Origin of the sequence: Pseudomonas sp. GM41(2012), assembly GCF_000282315.2 — a bacterium.
In the GTDB taxonomy this organism is placed as follows: Bacteria; Pseudomonadota; Gammaproteobacteria; order Pseudomonadales; family Pseudomonadaceae; genus Aquipseudomonas.
On sequence record NZ_AKJN02000006.1, the window covers coordinates 2,503,665 to 2,522,259 of the forward strand.

The 18,595-nt window shown below is 60.2% G+C and carries 19 protein-coding genes; 11 read left to right on the forward strand and 8 right to left on the reverse strand.

Features of this window, described 5'->3' with window-relative positions:
• Positions 1-27: 27 nt before the first annotated feature.
• The 4 genes from PMI27_RS14660 (at position 28) to PMI27_RS14645 (ending at position 4,915) form a co-directional block, all read left to right on the forward strand.
• Positions 28-2,781, forward strand: a complete 2,754-nt coding sequence (locus tag PMI27_RS14660; protein WP_008147998.1) for a response regulator — start codon at positions 28-30, stop codon at positions 2,779-2,781.
• Positions 2,782-3,006: 225 nt separating this feature from the next.
• Complete coding sequence (locus tag PMI27_RS14655) at positions 3,007-3,999, forward strand: 2-hydroxyacid dehydrogenase (RefSeq protein ID WP_008147996.1); 993 nt, start codon at positions 3,007-3,009, stop codon at positions 3,997-3,999.
• 77 nt (positions 4,000-4,076) lie between these two features.
• A complete protein-coding gene (locus tag PMI27_RS14650) occupies positions 4,077-4,511 on the forward strand; it encodes a hypothetical protein (protein ID WP_008147995.1) in 435 nt (144 codons plus the stop codon).
• Positions 4,511-4,915, forward strand: coding sequence for an META domain-containing protein (locus PMI27_RS14645; RefSeq protein WP_008147994.1), 405 nt, complete (start codon positions 4,511-4,513; stop codon positions 4,913-4,915). The genes PMI27_RS14650 and PMI27_RS14645 overlap by 1 nt, the downstream gene beginning before the upstream one ends.
• A gap of 240 nt (positions 4,916-5,155) precedes the next feature.
• On the opposite strand, the gene PMI27_RS14640 is transcribed toward PMI27_RS14645, so the two are convergent.
• Positions 5,156-5,623, reverse strand: coding sequence for a TlpA disulfide reductase family protein (locus PMI27_RS14640; RefSeq protein WP_008147992.1), 468 nt, complete (start codon positions 5,621-5,623; stop codon positions 5,156-5,158).
• Between the two features lie 114 nt (positions 5,624-5,737).
• On the opposite strand from PMI27_RS14640, the gene arsC reads away from it, so the two are divergent.
• From arsC to PMI27_RS14625, 3 genes are read left to right on the forward strand one after another with little or no spacing between them, the layout of a single operon-like run.
• On the forward strand, positions 5,738-6,091 hold the full coding sequence (gene arsC / locus PMI27_RS14635; protein ID WP_008147991.1) for an arsenate reductase (glutaredoxin): 354 nt from the start codon (positions 5,738-5,740) through the stop codon (positions 6,089-6,091).
• On the forward strand, positions 6,088-6,684 hold the full coding sequence (gene wrbA, locus PMI27_RS14630; protein WP_008147989.1) for an NAD(P)H:quinone oxidoreductase: 597 nt from the start codon (positions 6,088-6,090) through the stop codon (positions 6,682-6,684). Before arsC ends, wrbA begins: the two co-directional genes overlap by 4 nt.
• A gap of 1 nt (position 6,685) precedes the next feature.
• A complete protein-coding gene (locus tag PMI27_RS14625) occupies positions 6,686-7,111 on the forward strand; it encodes a DUF2069 domain-containing protein (RefSeq protein ID WP_008147986.1) in 426 nt (141 codons plus the stop codon).
• Positions 7,112-7,199: 88 nt separating this feature from the next.
• On the opposite strand, the gene PMI27_RS14620 is transcribed toward PMI27_RS14625, so the two are convergent.
• Positions 7,200-7,874, reverse strand: a complete 675-nt coding sequence (locus tag PMI27_RS14620; RefSeq protein ID WP_008147984.1) for a DNA-3-methyladenine glycosylase I — start codon at positions 7,872-7,874, stop codon at positions 7,200-7,202.
• A 131-nt stretch (positions 7,875-8,005) separates the two neighbouring features.
• Entirely contained in the window at positions 8,006-8,830 is an 825-nt protein-coding gene (gene ttcA, locus PMI27_RS14615) for a tRNA 2-thiocytidine(32) synthetase TtcA (protein ID WP_008147982.1), read from the reverse strand.
• Positions 8,831-9,256: 426 nt separating this feature from the next.
• On the opposite strand from ttcA, the gene PMI27_RS14610 reads away from it, so the two are divergent.
• Positions 9,257-9,859 (forward strand): Yip1 family protein, encoded by a 603-nt coding sequence (locus tag PMI27_RS14610; RefSeq protein ID WP_008147981.1) that lies wholly within the window; start codon positions 9,257-9,259, stop codon positions 9,857-9,859.
• Between the two features lie 158 nt (positions 9,860-10,017).
• Positions 10,018-10,512: a SprT family zinc-dependent metalloprotease gene (locus tag PMI27_RS14605; protein WP_008147979.1), complete on the forward strand. Its 495-nt coding sequence runs from the start codon at positions 10,018-10,020 to the stop codon at positions 10,510-10,512.
• 119 nt (positions 10,513-10,631) lie between these two features.
• Here PMI27_RS14605 and PMI27_RS14600 read toward each other — a convergent pair whose 3' ends face one another.
• Together PMI27_RS14600 and PMI27_RS14595 are read right to left on the reverse strand one after the other, a co-directional pair.
• A complete protein-coding gene (locus PMI27_RS14600) occupies positions 10,632-11,813 on the reverse strand; it encodes a CaiB/BaiF CoA transferase family protein (RefSeq protein WP_008147977.1) in 1,182 nt (393 codons plus the stop codon).
• 144 nt (positions 11,814-11,957) lie between these two features.
• The gene (locus PMI27_RS14595; RefSeq protein WP_008147976.1) at positions 11,958-13,292 is read right to left on the reverse strand and encodes a dicarboxylate/amino acid:cation symporter; all 1,335 of its coding nucleotides are present in this window, start codon (positions 13,290-13,292) and stop codon (positions 11,958-11,960) included.
• 339 nt (positions 13,293-13,631) lie between these two features.
• On the opposite strand from PMI27_RS14595, the gene PMI27_RS14590 reads away from it, so the two are divergent.
• A complete protein-coding gene (locus PMI27_RS14590) occupies positions 13,632-14,630 on the forward strand; it encodes an AraC family transcriptional regulator (RefSeq protein WP_008147975.1) in 999 nt (332 codons plus the stop codon).
• A gap of 164 nt (positions 14,631-14,794) precedes the next feature.
• Here the strand turns inward: PMI27_RS14590 and PMI27_RS14585 are convergent, their stop codons facing one another.
• The 3 genes from PMI27_RS14585 to PMI27_RS14575 form a co-directional block, all read right to left on the reverse strand.
• Complete coding sequence (locus tag PMI27_RS14585; RefSeq protein WP_008147974.1) at positions 14,795-16,141, reverse strand: ATP-binding protein; 1,347 nt, start codon at positions 16,139-16,141, stop codon at positions 14,795-14,797.
• On the reverse strand, positions 16,138-16,815 hold the full coding sequence (locus tag PMI27_RS14580; protein ID WP_008147973.1) for a response regulator: 678 nt from the start codon (positions 16,813-16,815) through the stop codon (positions 16,138-16,140). Before PMI27_RS14580 ends, PMI27_RS14585 begins: the two co-directional genes overlap by 4 nt.
• A 189-nt stretch (positions 16,816-17,004) precedes the next feature.
• Complete coding sequence (locus tag PMI27_RS14575; protein ID WP_008147972.1) at positions 17,005-17,607, reverse strand: hypothetical protein; 603 nt, start codon at positions 17,605-17,607, stop codon at positions 17,005-17,007.
• A 148-nt stretch (positions 17,608-17,755) separates the two neighbouring features.
• On the opposite strand from PMI27_RS14575, the gene PMI27_RS14570 reads away from it, so the two are divergent.
• The gene (locus tag PMI27_RS14570; protein WP_008147971.1) at positions 17,756-18,547 is read left to right on the forward strand and encodes a dienelactone hydrolase family protein; all 792 of its coding nucleotides are present in this window, start codon (positions 17,756-17,758) and stop codon (positions 18,545-18,547) included.
• Positions 18,548-18,595 lie beyond the last annotated feature (48 nt).

The window sequence follows — 18,595 nt, forward strand, 5'->3', positions numbered from 1 at the left end:
TTAAATCGCTGGATGCAGGAGAGATGCGTGCTCAAGAAACTGGGAATTAAAGGCCGCGTGCTATTGCTGACCCTGTTGCCGACCAGCCTGATGGCCTTGGTTCTGGGCGGCTATTTCACCTGGATGCAGCAATCCGACCTGCAAACCCAGCTCATGCAGCGTGGCGAGATGATCGCCGAACAACTGGCGCCTCTGGTGGCCCCGGCCATGGGCCACAAAAACACCGAGCTGTTGGAACGCATTGCCACCCAATCCCTCGAACAACCGGACGTGCGCGCCGTATCGTTCCTCGCCCCCGACCGTTCCCTGTTGGCCCATGCCGGCCCGACCATGCTCAATCAGGCGCCGATCGGCAACAGTTCGCAGATGCTGCGCCGCAGCGGCAATGACGCGACGCGTTACTTGCTGCCGGTGTTCGGCAAGCACCGCAATCTGGCCGGCGACTTGATTCCCGACGAAGCCGATCGCCTGTTGGGCTGGGTCGAACTTGAACTGTCCCACAACGGCATGCTGCTGCGCGGTTACCGCAGCCTGTTCGCCAGCCTGTTGCTGATCGGCGCCGGCCTGGCCGGTGCGGCGTTGCTGGCGTTGCGCATGGGCCGGAGCATCAATCGGCCGCTGAGCCAGATCAAGCAAGCGGTGGCGCAACTCAAGGACGGTCATCTGGAAACCCGACTGCCGCCCCTCGGCAGCCAGGAGCTGGACACACTGGCGTCCGGCATCAACCGTATGGCCGGCACCCTGCAGAACGCGCAGGAAGAATTGCAGCACAGCATCGACCAGGCCACCGAAGACGTGCGCCAGAACCTGGAAACCATCGAGATCCAGAACATCGAACTGGACCTGGCGCGCAAGGAAGCCCTTGAAGCCAGCCGGATCAAATCCGAGTTCCTGGCCAACATGAGCCATGAAATCCGCACGCCGCTCAACGGCATTCTTGGCTTCACGCACCTGCTGCAAAAAAGCGAGCTGACCCCGCGCCAGCTCGACTATCTGGGCACCATCGAAAAGTCCGCCGACAGCCTGCTGGGGATCATCAACGAGATTCTCGACTTCTCGAAAATCGAGGCCGGCAAACTGGTGCTCGACAATATTCCGTTCAACTTGCGCGACCTGCTCCAGGACACGCTGACCATCCTCGCCCCGGCCGCCCATGCCAAGCAACTGGAGCTGGTGAGCCTGGTTTATCGCGATACGCCGCTGTCGCTGGTGGGTGATCCGCTGCGGCTCAAGCAGATCCTCACCAACCTGGTCAGCAATGCGATCAAGTTCACCCGCGAAGGCACCATCGTCGCCCGCGCCATGCTCGAGGAAGAGCACGAAGACAGCGTGCAACTGCGCATCAGCATTCAGGACACCGGCATCGGACTGTCGAACCAGGACGTGCGCGCTTTGTTCCAGGCCTTCAGCCAGGCCGACAACTCCCTGTCCCGGCAACCGGGCGGCACCGGTTTGGGGCTGGTGATTTCCAAACGATTGATCGAACAGATGGGCGGCGAGATCGGTGTCGACAGTACGCCCGGCGAAGGCTCGGAATTCTGGATCAGCCTGAGCCTGCCCAAAACCCGCGACGACGCCGAAGACCTGCCCGGTCCGCCGTTGCTCGGGCGTCGGGTGGCCGTGCTGGAAAACCACGAACTGGCCCGTCAGGCGTTGCAGCATCAACTGGAAGACTGTGGCCTCGAAGTCACTCCGTTCAATACGCTGGAAAGCCTGACCAATGGCGTGACCGGCGCGCATCAGACCGATCAGGCGATCGACCTGGCGGTGCTCGGCATCACCAGCAACGACATGCCGCCAGAGCGCCTCAACCAGCACATCTGGGACCTCGAACACCTGGGCTGCAAGGTGCTGGTGTTGTGCCCGACCACCGAACAGACGCTGTTCCACCTCTCGGTGCCCAACCCGCACAGCCAGCTCCAGGCCAAACCGGCCTGCACCCGTAAGCTGCGGCGGGCCTTGTCCGACCTGGTCAACCCGCGCCAGCACCGCAGCGAACCCGGCGAACCGGTGTCCAGCCGCGCGCCAAAGGTGCTGTGTGTCGACGACAACCCGGCCAACTTGCTGCTGGTGCAAACCCTGCTCGAGGACATGGGCGCCAAAGTCCTCGCGGTGGAAAGCGGCTACGCGGCGGTCAAGGCGGTGCAGACCGAAACCTTCGACCTGGTACTGATGGACGTTCAGATGCCCGGCATGGACGGGCGGCAAAGCACTGAAGCGATTCGCCAGTGGGAAAGTGAACGGCATTGCACGCCGCTGCCGATCGTTGCGCTCACCGCTCACGCCATGGCCAACGAGAAACGCGCGCTGCTGCAAAGCGGCATGGACGATTACCTGACCAAACCGATCAGCGAACGGCAACTGGCTCAAGTAGTGCTGAAGTGGACCGGCCTGGCGCTGCGCAATCATGGGCCGGAGCGCTCCAGCGATAGCCACGGTGGCGGTCATGAGTTGCAGGTGCTCGATCACGAAGAAGGTTTGCGCCTGGCTGCCGGCAAGGCTGATCTGGCAGCGGACATGCTGGCAATGCTGCTGGCGTCGCTGGAAGCCGATCGGGAAGCGATTCGCTTCGCCCGGGAAAACAACGACCACAACGCCCTGATCGAGCGTGTCCATCGCCTCCACGGCGCGACCCGTTATTGCGGCGTCCCGCAACTGCGCGCCGCCTGCCAGCGCAGCGAAACCCTGCTCAAGCAACAGGACCCCAAAGCCCCCAGCGCACTGGAAGACCTCGACCGGGCCATCAATCGCCTGGCCGCTCATGCCCGTATAAATGCTTGATGTAGCGCAATGGCGCCGAAACCATAGCCGCTAAACTCATGACCTTGTAGCCGCTTCCGAAGGCTGCCCCCTCCCCTGTAGGAGCTGTCGAGCCTTGGCGAGGCTGCGATCTCATTAAACGTTGCCACGCAAGCGTGGCAAACAAAGCAAGATCAAAAGATCGCAGCCTCGCCAAGGCTCGACAGCTCCTACATATAGCGTGATCGAGTTTTGCAGGAGGACCGCATGCGTACGATTCTTTTCAGCAGCCAGACCTACGACCGCGACAGTTTTCTCAGTGCCGAGCTACCGGCTGGCATTGAACTGCACTTTCAATCGGCGCGACTGAGCCTTGATACGGTGGCGCTGGCGGAGCATCACGAAGTGGTCTGCGCCTTTATCAATGATGACCTCAGCGCGCCGGTGCTCGAACGCCTGGCCGCGGGCGGCACACGCCTGATCGCCCTGCGCTCGGCCGGTTACAACCATGTCGATCTGGCAGTGGCAAAGCGTCTGGGGCTGGCGATTGTGCGCGTCCCGGCCTACTCGCCCCACGCGGTGGCGGAACATGCGGTGGCGCTGATCCTGGCGCTCAACCGGCGCCTGCACCGCGCCTACAACCGCACGCGCGAAGGGGATTTCAGCCTGCACGGGCTGACCGGCTTCGACCTCGTGGGCAAGACCGTTGGCGTGGTCGGCACCGGGCAGATCGGCGCGACCTTCGCGAAAATCATGAACGGCTTTGGCTGCCAATTGCTGGCGTATGACCCCTTCCCCAACCCGCAAGTCGAAGCCCTCGGCGCCCGTTACCTGAGCCTGCCGGAACTGCTGGCCGAGTCGCAAATCATCAGCCTGCACTGCCCGCTCAACGAACAAAGCAAACACTTGATCAATCGCGAGTCACTGGCGCACATGCAAGCGGGTGCGATGCTGATCAACACCGGCCGCGGTGGTCTGGTGGACACACCGGCGCTGATCGACGCGTTGAAGGACGGTCAACTGGGTTATCTGGGGCTGGATGTGTATGAAGAGGAAGCACAGCTGTTCTTCGAGGACCGTTCCGACCTGCCGCTGCAGGACGATGTGCTGGCGCGGCTGCTGACCTTTCCGAACGTGATCGTCACCGCTCACCAGGCCTTCCTGACCCGCGAAGCCCTGGGCGCGATTGCCGCGACCACCCTGCAGAACATCGCCGCCTGGGCGGCGGGTGCGCCTGCGAATCTGGTAAAGGGTGACTGAACCAGATCGAAGGTCATACGCCCGCGCGATGCTGCGCTGATGTCCGTGCTAGCATGCCGCGCATATTTGGAGGACCCATGGTCGAACACGATTTCCGCTATAGCCTGATGAACCCGCAACACACCCTCACCGAATGCCGCGCCCTTGTGCCGGGGCGTTATCAAGTCACCGGCAACGGCGGCTCGATTCGTAACAACGACGTGCTGGTAGTGACCCTTAAAGGCGCCAAGGACTTGTCCATGCGCCTGACCGTCGAAACGGTTCGCCACTTGATCAATCCGCCTGGCCAATGGGTCGCGGTAGCCAGTGGTCCGGTGTTCGGTGAACTGGCGATCCACACCTGGAAAGTCAACTGCGACAGCTGCGCCAAAGAGCTGAACTTTGAGTTCGCGGTCGACGCCAAGCTGGGCAACAAGGCTGAAAAGCCTGCTGCCACCGCGCGGATTGCCGAGCTGGGCTGGACCACCGTTGGCGAGAAGCACCTGTGCCCGAAATGCCAGGAGCCCGCGTGATGAAACGCCTCGCTCTGACCACTATGGTTGGCGCCAGCCTGCTGGGCTGCGCCGCCGAGCCGGTGCAATTGCAACACAACCGCAGCTACATTCTGGAGTGGATTGGCGAACGTCCGTTGATGGATTACAGCCACCTGACCGTCACCCTCGGTGAAGACGGTCGGGCCTACGGCAACGGCGGCTGCAACCACTGGTTCGCGCCGTACACCCTGGAAGGCGACAAGTTGAGCTTCGGCAAGGTTGGCAGCACCCGCAAACTGTGTGCGCCGGCGCTGATGGAGCAGGAAAAACGTTTCCTCCAGGCGTTGGAAAACGTTCAGCGCTGGGACGTCTCGCCGATCGACCAGATGCGTTTCTGGCCGGCAGAAGGCAAGCCGTTGCGTTGGTGGCTTGAAGAGGGTTGATTGGCTGTTCAAATGTGTTTCGTCAGTTCGATCCACCCCTCACCCTAACCCTCTCCCCAGGGGGTAGAGGGGACTAACCGAGTTGTTCTTTCCAGTTACATCGACCTGAACGTCCGAGTCGAACTCCGGCTTTGAAAAGCCCCCGATCTGCTCCCTTTCCCCTCTCCCCCGTGGGGAGAGGGCTGGGGTGAGGGGCTGGATCTAAAGATCAACACAGCATTCAGATCCCTCTCCCCACCTTCAATTCTTCGCCTGCAACGCCTCAAGCTTCGCCATCACCCCCGCCGCCGTCTGCTCGCCCATCAACTGTTCCCGTACCTTGCCCCTGTTATCGATGATGTAAGTCACCGGCAACGCCTCACTGCGCGGCAACTCGAAAAGATCGGCCGGATCAGAAGCCAGCACGGTGAACTTGATGCCCAGTTTTTCACTGGCGCTTTTCAGCTCTTCACCCTGCACATTGTCGAAGTTGACCCCGAACACACCAATCTTCCTGGCCTTGAGCTGATCGGCCAGGGTGTTCAATTCCGGGATCTCGGTCCGGCACGGCCCGCACCATTCAGCCCAGTAATTGAGCACCAGCCATTGTTTGTCCAGACGTTCGGCGGCGACTTTCTGGCCGCTCTGGTCGATGCCATAGTCGTTACCACAGCCCCCCAGCAATAACGCACCGATGATCGCCAATGCTGCTGCCAGTCGCCTAGTCATGTCGTATTCCTTGTTCAAAATTGAATGCGCCTGCGACCCATCGCCTCCCAAGGTTCTGGATTACGCGCGGCACAGTTAGAATAGCCGTCACCTTACGCAAGATGCGAACCGCACATGACCGATCTGACGCTTTATCACAACCCGCGCTGCTCGAAATCCCGCGGTGCGCTCGAACTGCTCGAAGCCCGTGGCCTGACCCCGACGGTGGTCCGCTACCTGGACACCCCGCTGGACGCTGCGCAAATCCAGAGCCTGCTGACCAAGCTCGGCATCAGCGCCCGGCAACTGCTGCGCACCGGTGAGGACGAGTACAAAACCCTCAACCTGGCCGACAGCAACCTGAGCGAGGCGCAATTGATCGCCGCCATCGCCGCCAACCCGAAACTGATGGAGCGACCGATTCTCGAAGTCGGCGACAAAGCCATCATCGGCCGTCCGCCGGAGAATGTGCTGGAGCTGCTGCCGTGAGTGCGCCGTACATTCTGGTTCTGTATTACAGCCGCAGCGGCTCGACCAATGAAATGGCCCGGCAGATCGCCCGAGGTGTCGAGCAGGCCGGCCTTGAAGCCCGGTTGCGCACGGTTCCGGCGATATCCAGCGAATGCGAAGCCGTGTCGCCGGACATCCCGGACGAAGGCGCGCTGTACGCCAGCCTCGACGATTTGAAGAACTGCGCGGGCCTGGCCATGGGCAGCCCGACCCGGTTCGGCAACATGGCGGCGCCGCTCAAGTACTTCCTCGACGGCACCAGCAACCTGTGGCTGACCGGCGCTCTGGTGGGCAAGCCGGCCGGCGTTTTCACCTCCACCGCGAGCCTGCACGGTGGCCAGGAAACCACGCTGCTGTCGATGATGTTGCCGTTGCTGCACCACGGCATGCTGATCACCGGCCTGCCTTACAGCGAATCGGCCCTGCTGGAAACCCGTGGCGGCGGCACGCCTTACGGCGCCAGCCATCACGCCGGGGCGGATGGCAAAAGCGGTTTGAATGAACATGAAGTTGCGCTGTGTCGGGCCTTGGGCCTGCGCTTGGCGAAGACTGCACAGAAACTGGGGAACTGACGTGGCCAAAAAGCCGAAGATTTTGCCCTCCATCGAATGGCTCGAACCCCGGGTCCGAGCGATGCGCGTCATCAGCCTGCTGTGCTACTTCGGTTTGGTGGGTTTGCTGTGCGCCTACTACCTGGTGGTCGCCGACCTGCACGGCGCCCGGCCGTGGGTGATTCTGCTGATCGAACTGGTGCCGCTGCTGTTGCTGGCGCCGGGGATGATTATCGGCAGTGCGCGCGGGCATTCATGGATGTGTTTTGTGGTGAACCTGTATTTCATCAAGGGCGCATTGGCGGCGTATGACCCGAACCGGCAGTTGTTTGGCTTGCTGGAAATGGGCGCGAGCCTGGCGGTGTTCTGCTCGGCGCTGTTGTATGTGCGGTGGCGGTTTCAGTTGAACCGCAAGTTGGCGGGTGAAGGCGAAACCTCCGTCGCCTGACACACCGCCTTCGCGAGCAAGCCCGCTCCCACACTGGAATGCATTCCAATGTGGGAGCGGGCTTGCTCGCGAAGGGATCGACTCGGTCTTAATGATTCACTGTGTAGGCCAGCATCATCGATATCTGGCTCATCGGCCGCCCGCCACTCTGTTCATGCCACTGGTTAAACACATCCTGTACCAACGCCAGGTCCCGCAGGCTGGTTGGCACCTTGTCGACGATCTTCTGCGCATTCAACGCCGCGACCACGTCGTAGCTCGGCACAAACGTATCCTTGCCCACCATCCGCAAGAACCGCGGTGCCGACAACCCGCCCAATTGATGACCGCGCTTTTTCAGGTAGGTCCACAACCCAACGATATCCGTGACCGGCCAATCGGCGATCAACGCGCCGAAGCTGCCCTTCTCATGCGCCACATCCAGAATGAACTGCGCGTTGCGCGGCACGCTCTTGAGTTTGCCCAGGTGGCGAATGATCCGCGCGTCCTGCATCAAACGCTCAAGGTGTTCGGCACTCATCAGCACGACTTTCTCAGGGTCGAACTTGAAGAACACTTCTTCGAACGCCGGCCATTTGGCGTCCACCAGACTGTGCTTGAGCCCGGCGCGGAAGACGCGCAGCGCCATGGTCGAGAGGTAGCGGTCGTCGCTGATCTTGCGCAATTGCGCCGGGGTTTTCGGAACGGGCAGATGGGCTTCCAGTTCAGCTGCCGAACCGAAGCGGTTCAGACAGTATTCGTGCAGCCACTTGTAATCGCGCATGCCCTTTCCTGATGAGTAAGTGATCAGATTCATGTGGGAGCCAGCCTGCTGGCGATAGCGGTGGGTCAGTCAACAATGATGTGTCTGACCCACCGCTATCGCCAGCAGGCTGGCTCCCACAGTGATTGTGTTTAGAGGTTTACGACGTTGACGAAGCGCGACGCGGCGGTTTCATCGATACGCAGGTTGGTGAAGTCGAACAGATTACGGTCCGCCAATTGCGACGGGATCACGTTCTGCAAGCTGCGGAAAATGCTTTCGGTCCGGCCTGGCGTCTTGCGTTCCCATTCCTGAAGCATGTCCTTGACCACCTGGCGTTGCAGGTTTTCCTGGGAGCCGCAGAGGTTGCACGGGATGATCGGGAATTGCTTGAAGTCCGAGTAGGCCTGGATGTCTTTTTCGTTGCAGTAGGCCAGCGGGCGGATCACCACGTTGCGGCCATCGTCGGCGCGCAGCTTCGGCGGCATGGCTTTGAGCGAACCGTTGAAGAACATGTTCAGGAAAAAGGTCTCGACGATGTCGTCGCGGTGATGACCGAGGGCCATCTTGGTCGCGCCGATTTGGTCGGCAAAGGTGTAGAGCGTGCCGCGACGCAGGCGCGAGCACAGCGAACAGGTGGTCTTGCCTTCCGGGATCAGCTCCTTGACCACCGAATAAGTGTCTTTCTCGACGATGTGGTACTCGATGCCCAGCTCTTTGAGGTAGGCCGGCAGCACATGCTCAGGGAAACCCGGCTGTTTCTGGTCCATGTTCACGGCCACGATCTCGAACTTGATCGGGGCGACCTTCTGCAAGTGCAACAGCACGTCGAGCATGGTGTAGCTGTCCTTGCCACCGGACAGACAGACCATGACCTTGTCGCCGTCTTCAATCATGTTGAAATCGGCAACAGCCTCGCCGGCCTGGCGGCGAAGGCGCTTTTGCAGTTTGTTCTGGTTGACCGTAAGAGTGCCCATGACGCGAAATCCGTGAGGTGTGACGAAAGGCCCGCATTTTACGCAAAAACTTTGCACTTGTGGCGAGGGGCTCTTGTGGTGAGGGGGCTTGCCCCCGTTGGGCCACGAAGTGGCCCCGAACAGGCGACTAAGCTCTACAGGTAAACCGCAGCGACTGTTTTACGACTGCTTCGCAGCCGAACGGGGGCAAGCCCCCTCGCCACAAGAGCCCCCTCGCCACAGTTTTCACAAGGCACAGACCCTGCGGCGATTAACAGGCGTGTTTACAGCGCAATTTGCTCTAAAGCCCTGCAACCCGCGCCGTTAAGACCTTTCTATACTGCGACATAAGGTCGCACACATAATCCAGACCTTTCCTTACTCGGCCACTTTGGCCTGTAGGCGCTCCAATGGGGGGCGATGGTAAAAACAAGAGGAGTGACTGGCATGATCCATCACGTAGTGGGGCTCTTCACCCACCCTGACCAAGAATGGAAAGAGATTCGTGGCGATCAGGAGGAAAGCATCAGCCACATGTATCTCACTCATACCCTGATTCTGGCGGCGATCCCTGCTGTGTCGGCGTTTATTGGCACCACACAGGTCGGCTGGGTCATTGGCAGTCGCGCACCGGTGATGCTGACGGTGGAAAGCGCGATATGGATGACGGTCATGTCGTACCTGGCGATGCTCGGCGGTGTGGCGGTAATGGGCGCGTTCATCCACTGGATGGCTCGCACCTATGATGCCAATCCGAGCCTGGCACGCTGCGTTGCATTTGCGACCTACACCGCGACACCGCTGTTTATCGGCGGTCTGGCGGCGCTGTACCCACACATGTGGCTTGGGATGATCGTCGGCACCGCGGCCATCTGCTACACGGTGTACCTGCTGTATGTGGGGCTACCCACTTTCATGAATATTCCATCAGACGAGGGATTTCTGTTTTCGAGTTCGGTGCTTGCGGTAGGCCTGGTGGTGCTGGTAGCCATCATGGCGTTCACGGTCATTGTCTGGGGACTCGGCGTGGGGCCGGTCTATACGAATTAGCAACACTTCACCCAAAAACAAGATCTGCCAACACAGGCCGCCGCAAGGCGGCCTTCTAATGTTCAAGGATAGAAAACGGTGACGACCATTCGGCGCCTCGGCGATTCGCAACTCTCGAACGTTGCGGCATACTCGACGTCTCTGGAGATCCATCAAGCATGCCCGAGCAACTCAATACCCGCGTCGAAGACTGTTACCAACAAGCCGAATCCTTTTTCAAACGACCTTTCAAACGCCCCGTGGTGAGCCTCAAGCTGCGCGGGCAAAAAGCCGGTGTCGCGCATTTGCACGAGAACCTGCTGCGCTTCAATCCACAGTTGTACCGGGAAAATACCGAAGACTTCCTCAAACAAACCGTGGCCCACGAGGTTGCGCACCTGATCGCTCATCAACTGTTCGGCGACCGCATCCAGCCCCATGGCGAAGAGTGGCAACTGATCATGCGCGGCGTGTACGAACTGCCGCCCAATCGTTGCCACACCTATGACGTCAAACGCCGCAGCGTGACCCGTTACATCTACAAATGCCCGTGTGTGGACAGCGACTTTCCGTTTTCCGCCCAGCGCCATGGTTTGGTGAGACAGGGGCGGCGGTATCTGTGCCGGCGGTGCCGGAGCACGTTGGTGTTCAGTGGGGAAATGCGGGTCGAGTAGTTAGATTTTCGTGTTTGTGCTGTCCTCATCGCGAGCAGGCTCACTCCCACACTGGATTTATGTCACACCGAAGATCCCCTGTGGGAGTGAGCCTGCTCGCGATGGCGTCTGACCAGGCGCTACACAACCACCTTGGCACGGCGCAACTCTGCGATCCGCTCAGCGCTATACCCCAACTCCCCCAACACCTGATCCGTATGCTGCCCTATGGCCGCACCGATATGCCGTGGCTCAGGCAACCCATCTGAAAACTTCAACGGACACGCCATCTGCGCCTGAGTCGTCCCGTCACCACGCGGCACTTCGGTCACCAGCGCCCGAGCCTTCAACTGCGGATGCCGCACCGCTTCGCTCAAACTCAACACCGGCTCGACACACGCATCCAACGTGGCAAACAGCGCGCACAACTCGGCGAAATCGTGGGTCTCGAACTCAATCCTCAGCGCGTTCTTCAGCGCCTTTTGCAAGGCCGGTTCCGGCGATAAGCCCAAGGTTTCCAGCTCCTCCAGCCCCAGCGCCGCGCACAGTTGTTTCATGAACGCAGGCTCCAGACTGCCCACCGAGAACCAGCGACCATCGCGGGAACGGTAATAGTCATAGAAACTGCCACCGTTGAGCATCTGCTCCTCCCTTCCCGGCTCTTCGCCACAGGCCAGATACCCGGCGCCGGCCATGGCGTTCAGGCTGAATACGCAGTCGGTCATGCTCACATCCAGATGCTGCCCCTGTCCGGTTTGCTGCCGGGCGATGACCGCCGCCAGCAACCCGATCACCCCGTGCAACGAGCCGCCGGCGATATCCGCCACTTGCATGCCCAACGGCAACGGCCCGCTGTCGGCGTGGCCGGTGTAGCTCGCCAGCCCCGCCAGCGCCAGGTAGTTGATGTCGTGGCCGGCGCGGTCCTTGTAGGGGCCGGTCTGGCCGTAACCGGTGATCGACACGTAAATCAGTTTCGGATTGATCGCCTTCAAGGCTTCATAACCCAGGCCCAATCGTTCCATCACGCCGGGGCGGAACTGCTCCAGCACGATGTCGTAGTCCTGCAGCAACTGCTTGATCACCTCCAGCGCCTCAGGCTGCTTGAGGTCCAGCGCCAGGCTGCGCTTGTTGCGATTGAGGTAGGCGTGGCTGGCGGAAACGCCCTGATCGTGAGGCGGCAAAACCCGCAGCAGGTCCATGCGCGTTGGCGATTCGATGCGCAGCACCTCGGCGCCCATGTCCGCCAGCAACAACGAGGCGAACGGCCCCGGCAGCAGTGTCGAGAAATCCAGAACCTTGAGTGATGCCAGTGGACCGAGCATGGGCGTTCTCCGTAAACGATGCCTCCAGACTAGGCAGCCAGCGCCCTTGCAGCAATCACCTTATGCGTCAGATGCGCTGACCGTTGCGCTCAAATCCCAGGCATGAAAAAACCCGCCGAAGCGGGTTTTTTCAGTGCAGCCGTCTTATTTGACGCTGCTTGGGGTTGCCTCTTCGACGTGGCCCAGAACATCGTCTTTAGGCTCGTCGGAGATACCGCGACCGCCAGAAGCCAGTTCGGCGTGCATCACGTCGGTGTCCAGCTCCTTGACCCACTTGGCCACAACCAGGGTGGCAACAGCGTTACCGACCAGGTTGGTGAGGGCACGGGCTTCGGACATGAAGCGGTCGATACCGAGGATCAGCGCCAGGCCGGCAACCGGCAAGTGGCCAACGGCGGACAAGGTGGCCGCCAACACGATGAAGCCACTACCGGTCACGCCCGCAGCGCCTTTAGAGGACAGCAGCAACACCACCAGCAGGGTGATCTGGTGAGTGATGTCCATATGGGTGTCGGTTGCCTGAGCAATGAACACCGCGGCCATGGTCAGGTAGATCGCCGTACCGTCGAGGTTGAACGAGTAACCGGTCGGGATCACCAGACCCACAACGGATTTCTGCGCGCCCAGGCGTTCCATCTTGATCAGCATGCGTGGCAGCACCGATTCCGAAGAGGAAGTACCCAGCACGATCAGCAGCTCTTCACGGATGTAGCGGATCACTTTCAGCACGCTGAAGCCGTGAGCGCGAGCGATACCGCCCAGCACCACCAGAACGAACAACAGGCAAGTGATGTAGAAGCAGGCCATCAACTGACCCAGTTGCACCAGCGAACCGACACCGTAGGCACCGATGGTAAAGGCCATGGCACCGAAGGCACCGATTGGCGCGAGCTTCATGATCATGTTGATGATGTTGAACATCACGTGGGCGAAGCGATCGATGAAGTCCAGGATCGGCTTGCCATAGGCACCCAGGCGATGCAGGGCGAAACCAAAGATCACCGAGAACATCAGCACTTGCAGGATGTCGCCAGTGGCGAACGCGCCGACGATGGTGGACGGGATCACGTTCAACAGGAAGCCAACAACGCTTTGATCAGCACCGGCCGCTACATAAGCAGCGACTTTGGAGGCATCCAGCGTAGTGACGTCGATGTGCATGCCGGCACCCGGCTGCACGATGTTGACCACCACCAGACCCACCAGCAAAGCGATGGTCGAAACGATTTCGAAGTAGAGCAGCGCGTAACCGCCGGTCTTGCCGACCGACTTCATGTCCTGCATGCCCGCGATCCCGCTAACGACGGTGCAGAAGATGATCGGGGCGATGATCATTTTGATCAGTTTGATGAACCCGTCACCCAGCGGCTTGAGGGCTACACCGGTCTGCGGGTAGAAGTGACCGAGCAGGATGCCGATGGCAATAGCAACGATCACCTGGAAATACAGGGATTTGTACAGTGGCTGACGAGTCGTCATTGCAAAGTTCCTCAAGAGTGCCCGGTGACAACATCCATCTGTTGCCAAAGACACTTCAATTGCGAACCCTCCTGCACTGGAGGGATTTGTTTTGTCGAGCTGCGCAACGGCAGGCATCTGCAGGTTGTATCGCAAGGCCCGTGCCACCTTCGCCAAATCGCCATCAAGCCTTTTGACATCAAGGGTTGCAGGTTTTTCTTTGTCACCAAGCGGTTACGGTAAAGTGGCGGATTTCCGCCCATCGACCAAACCTCGTCCTACAAATTGGCGGATATCCGCCTTGTCCATCATCAGGCACCACGGCTACCATCCGCCGTTCAATGGACGGACTTGCCTTCTATGCGCGAACGCACCATCGCCAGTCATTTCGCCCGTGCCGCCCTCGGTGGCGCACGCCGGCTGGGTTATGACTATTCAAACCTGCTGCAACAACTGGGCATCAGCCCCGAGTTGCTTGAAGAGCCACGAGCGAGAATCGCGCCTGAACAGTTCACCCGATTGATCCAGGGACTGTGGTTGGCACTGGACGACGAATACCTGGGCTTCGGGCCGGTCCCGAGCAAAACCGGGAGTTTCGCGATGATGTGCCATGCGGTGATCCACTGCCGCAATCTGGAGAAAGCACTTCATCGCGGCTTATTGTTTTATAGCTTATTCCCCGACGGTCCGCGTCTGACCCTGACCCGCGAAGACGACATGATTCGCCTGAGCCTCGACGATTCGCAGTTCCGCGACCCGGACCACTTCCTCACCGAGAGCCAGTTGATGGTGTGGCATCGACTCGGCAGCTGGCTGATCGGCCAGCGCATTCGGCTGGAACAGGCGACGTTCAGCTACCCGAAACCCGAGCACGGCGCCGAATACGATTTGCTGTTCCCCTGCCCTCTGGAGTTTTCCACCGATCAGAGCAGCCTGCTGTTTCACAGTCGTTACTTGGACATGCCGCTGTTGCAGGACGAACGGACGCTCAAACATTTCCTCGAACACTCCCCCGCCGACCTGTTGTCGCGCCCGGATGACGGCGACAGTTTGAGCAGCCAGTTGCGAAGGTTGCTCAGCCGCGACAGTTCACACTGGCCGGACCTGGAAGCGGTCGCCGCGCACTTGCACATCAGCCCGCAGACGTTGCGTCGGCATTTGCGGGAGGAAGGGTCGAGTTTTCAGGAATTGAAGGATCAACTGCGCCGGGACATTGCGATTTATCACCTGGGGCGGGCGGATTTGTCGTTGCAGCAAATTGCCGAGCAGTTGGGGTTTTCAGAGCCGTCGGCGTTTCACCGGGCGTTCAAGAAATGGACCGGGCTGACGCCGGGCGCTTATCGGGCTCAAGAAAATTGAGTTCTTGCGCTGGTTTTTTCTGGCGTAGCCACTGACCCCATCGCGAGCAGGCTCGCTCCCACAGGGGATCTGCGGGGTATCCACTTTTCGCGAACGACGCAGATCCAATTGTGGGAGCGAGCCTGCTCGCGATGAGGCCCGAAAGAACACAATCAACCTTTCGGTCAAACCACCGGAAAATGAATCCGGAACGCCGCCCCGCCCATCGGCGAATCCCCCAGCGTCAACTTGGCGCTGTAGCTCTCGATAATGTCCTTGACCACCGCGAGGCCAATCCCCTGCCCCGGATGCTGGCGATCCAGCCGCTCTCCCCTTTGCAGAATTCGCGCTCGCTGATCCGGTGGCACGCCCGGCCCGTCATCCTCAACGCACAACTCAATCCCGCTCAGGCTTTCGCGCACGCTGATACGTACTTCGCCGAGGCACAGGCGATAGGCGTTTTCCAGCAGGTTGCCCATCATTTCCAGCAACGCTCCCTGCTCGATCGGCACGTAACACTGCGCCGGCAGATCGAAGGCGACCCGCACGCGTTTGTCGCGGTAGACCTTATCCAGCGTGTCGCACAGGCTTTGCAGCACGGGTTGCAGGCGCACTTGGTGACGCACCAGGCCGCTTTTGCGCAGGCTGGCGCGTTGCAGTTGATAGCTGATCTGCTGACTCATGCGTTCGATCTGGGTTTGCAGCACCCAGGCCTGATCACGATCGGCCGGGCGCCGGGCCATGTCTTCGCTGACGCCTTGCAGCACGGCCAGCGGGGTTTTCAGGCTGTGGGCCAGGTCGTCGAGGGAATCGCGATAGCGGCTGCGTTGTTCGCGCTCGCTGTGCAGCAAGCGGTTGAGGGAGCCGGTCAGGCGCAGCAGTTCGCGCGGGTGTTGTTCGCTGAGGCTTTCGCGGGTGCCGCTTTCGATCTCGTCCAGTTCCTGACTGAGCCGGCGCAACGCCTGCAAGCCCCAGGTCAGGCCGATCCACAGCAGCGCGAGCAACACCAGCAAGGCGGCACCGAATCCGAGGTAGAGGTTTTCCCGCAGGCCTTCGAGGGTGGCTTCGTACTCACGCACCGGTTGCAGCGCGACGATGCTGAACGCCGCACTCTTGCCGCCGAGCAGTTTGACCTCGACGTCATAGACGAAGAATTCCTGGCCATCGGCCTCACGAATTCGGGCGAACTCGTTGCCGCGTCCGTCGTAACGCGGTTTGTAGTTGATCTTCTCTTCGCGGGTGGCTTTCGAGCGCCACACCAGGTGAGCTTCGCGGTCGTAGATGTAGCCGAGTAAACGGCTGTCGGTCAAGTTGAAGCGCTCATCGGGCAACTGCGCTGGCATTTGCAGGCTGTTGTTTTCCACTCGCGCGGCAGAGATCAGCGTGGTGACGTCCGACGCCAGGCGCTGCTCAATGGAATCCTGCAACGCCAGGCTGAACGCGCCCTGCATCGCCGGCAGCAACGCCAGCATGAACAACACCGCCAGGATCGTGGCGGCGAGCATCAAACGGACACGAAGGGAACGAATCAAGTGCAGCGCTCATTGAACAGGTAGCCGAGGCCACGCACGGTATCGATCGGTTTGAAGCCGGACGGGCCTTCAAGTTTACGGCGCAGACGGCCGACCAACACTTCGATCACGTTCGGATCGCGCTCGTCGTCGTCCGGGTAGAGCTGCTCCATCAAGCGATCCTTGGCCACCACTTGCTGGTGATGCCGCATCAGGTACTCGAGGATCCGATACTCGTAAGCGGTCAGCGCCAGCGGTTGATCGTCGAGGGACGCCTGTTTGCGATTGAGGTCCAGCAGCAACGGCCCGGCGACGATGGTCGACTGGGTGAAACCGCTGGAGCGGCGCAGTAACGCGTTCAGCCGGGCATCAAGTTCTTCGAACTGGAACGGCTTGACCACGTAATCGTCGGCGCCGGCGGCGAGGCCTTCGACCTTGTCCTGCCAGTTGCCGCGGGCGGTGAGGATCAGGATCGGGAAGGTCTTGCCGCGCGAGCGCAGCTGACGGATCAGGTCGAGACCACCCATGCCCGGCAGGCCGAGGTCGATCACCGCCAAGTCATGGTTGAACTGCTCGGTCTGGTACAGCGCCTCTTCGGCGTTGGCCACGGACTCGACCACGTGGCCACTGTCCGTCAGGCGGGTTTGCAGGTGATGGCGCAACAGCGCTTCATCTTCGACGACCAGCAGTTTCATAACGCTCTCCCAGGCAAAATCATCATCTCCAAAAACAAACTTCAATGGCTGACAGGGCGACCTGTGGGAGCGAGCCTGCTCGCGATAGCGGTGGGTCAGCCAATATTAATGCTGAATGTACCGCCGTCATCGCGAGCAGGCTCGCTCCCACAGGTTGTGCGGCTTGATCGACTGGCCGCGAAATGCTTTTTAGAAAGCGTAGTTCGCCGACAGGTAGGTCTGGGCGCTGCTGGTCAGGTCCAGCGAACCCTGTTTGCTGCCACCGCGCTCGCTCATCTCGGTGCTGGCGTTGCTGCGCAGGTAACGGTAACCCAGTTCCACCGAGGTGTTTTGCGAAACCTGTTGCAGGACACCCAACTGGCCGCCGATGGCGTAACCGATGTCGCTGTCGCGGCTGAAACCTGGCGATTCCTGAGTCATTTTGGTCAAACCGGCCGTGGCGCCCCCGAACAGCTTGGTGCTGCCGCCCACCGGGTAGAACAGATCGTAGCTGCCCAGGAGGTTTTCCTGACGCAGTTTAATGCCATTGTGCGAGCCCGACACGTTGTCGTAAGTGGCGTAGTAGCGGCCCTGGCTGTTTTGCTGGCCCAGACGCACACCCCAGGTGTTGTCCTTGCCGATCACGCCATCGGCGTTCGGGCGGTTGAGGTTGTCGTTCAGGGCGTGGGACTTTTTGACCTTGTCGCTGGTCTGTCCAAAAGTAAGGCTGGCGAAATTGTCGTCGGAAGCGAAAGCCGCGGTGCTCGCGCTCAGGACAGTGAAAGCCAGAAGCAGTTTTTTGAAGCCAGTCATAGGGGCGTTCCTTATGCGCTATATGCTATTTGGGTACGGGGCAAGGTTACTCACCCGGCCCTGAACTCCCCCTGAACGCTCTCTGAACCTAAGCTGAACCAGATCGACCCAGCTGTTTTTGACGACTTTTCTGTCAGGAGATCCGACCATGCGCATGTTTCTCGCTTTCGTCTTGCTGGCCTTGAACGGGCTGACTCAAGCCGCCATCAAGACTCAGGAAATCCCCTATCAAAGTACTGACGGCACCAAAATGATCGGCTATTTCGCCTATGACGACGCCATCAAAGGCGCACGCCCTGGCGTTGTGGTGGTGCACGAATGGTGGGGGCTCAACGAGTACACCAAGCGCCGCGCCCGTGATCTCGCCGGTCTGGGCTACAGCGCACTGGCCATCGACATGTATGGCGATGGCAAAAACACTGAGCATCCCAAGGACGCCATGGCCTTCATGCAGGCCGCGTTGAAAGACAGTGCCGCGTCCAGTGCCCGCTTTCAGGCCGGGCTCGATCTGCTGAAGAAGCAACCGCAAACCGATCCGGACAAAATCGCCGCTATCGGTTATTGCTTCGGCGGTGGCGTGGTGCTGAATGCGGCACGTCAGGGTTTGCCGCTGGCGGGCGTGGTGAGTTTTCACGGTGCGCTGGCGACCAAGACGCCTGCCACACCGGGTAGCGTGAAAGCCAAGATTCTGGTCGAACATGGCGCTCTGGATAGCATGGTAACGGCGGATAACGTTGCGGCCTTCAAGGCCGAGATGGATAAAGCCGGGGCTGACTATAAGTTTGTCAGCCTTGAAGGTGCCAAGCATGGGTTCAGTAATCCTGATGCGGATCGTCTGAGCCATGGCGATCATGCCGGGCCGGATATTGGCTATAACAAAGCAGCGGATGAAAAATCCTGGGCGGACATGCAGGCGTTCTTCAAGAAAATCTTTGGCTGACGCCGTGATCGTGTGGGGCTACCCAGCCTGAGAGCAACCCGGCAAAAT

Coding starts and splice junctions, on each gene's coding strand:
- arsC (WP_008147991.1), top strand. CDS start 5,738: ATGACCGATCTGACGCTTTATCACAACCCGCGCTGCTCGAAATCCCGC.
- PMI27_RS14640 (WP_008147992.1), bottom strand. CDS start 5,623: ATGACTAGGCGACTGGCAGCAGCATTGGCGATCATCGGTGCGTTATTG.
- PMI27_RS14650 (WP_008147995.1), top strand. CDS start 4,077: ATGGTCGAACACGATTTCCGCTATAGCCTGATGAACCCGCAACACACC.
- PMI27_RS14570 (WP_008147971.1), top strand. CDS start 17,756: ATGCGCATGTTTCTCGCTTTCGTCTTGCTGGCCTTGAACGGGCTGACT.
- PMI27_RS14655 (WP_008147996.1), top strand. CDS start 3,007: ATGCGTACGATTCTTTTCAGCAGCCAGACCTACGACCGCGACAGTTTT.
- PMI27_RS14645 (WP_008147994.1), top strand. CDS start 4,511: ATGAAACGCCTCGCTCTGACCACTATGGTTGGCGCCAGCCTGCTGGGC.
- PMI27_RS14595 (WP_008147976.1), bottom strand. CDS start 13,292: ATGACGACTCGTCAGCCACTGTACAAATCCCTGTATTTCCAGGTGATC.
- PMI27_RS14575 (WP_008147972.1), bottom strand. CDS start 17,607: ATGACTGGCTTCAAAAAACTGCTTCTGGCTTTCACTGTCCTGAGCGCG.
- PMI27_RS14610 (WP_008147981.1), top strand. CDS start 9,257: ATGATCCATCACGTAGTGGGGCTCTTCACCCACCCTGACCAAGAATGG.
- PMI27_RS14590 (WP_008147975.1), top strand. CDS start 13,632: ATGCGCGAACGCACCATCGCCAGTCATTTCGCCCGTGCCGCCCTCGGT.
- PMI27_RS14580 (WP_008147973.1), bottom strand. CDS start 16,815: ATGAAACTGCTGGTCGTCGAAGATGAAGCGCTGTTGCGCCATCACCTG.
- ttcA (WP_008147982.1), bottom strand. CDS start 8,830: ATGGGCACTCTTACGGTCAACCAGAACAAACTGCAAAAGCGCCTTCGC.
- PMI27_RS14605 (WP_008147979.1), top strand. CDS start 10,018: ATGCCCGAGCAACTCAATACCCGCGTCGAAGACTGTTACCAACAAGCC.
- PMI27_RS14620 (WP_008147984.1), bottom strand. CDS start 7,874: ATGCGCGATTACAAGTGGCTGCACGAATACTGTCTGAACCGCTTCGGT.
- PMI27_RS14600 (WP_008147977.1), bottom strand. CDS start 11,813: ATGCTCGGTCCACTGGCATCACTCAAGGTTCTGGATTTCTCGACACTG.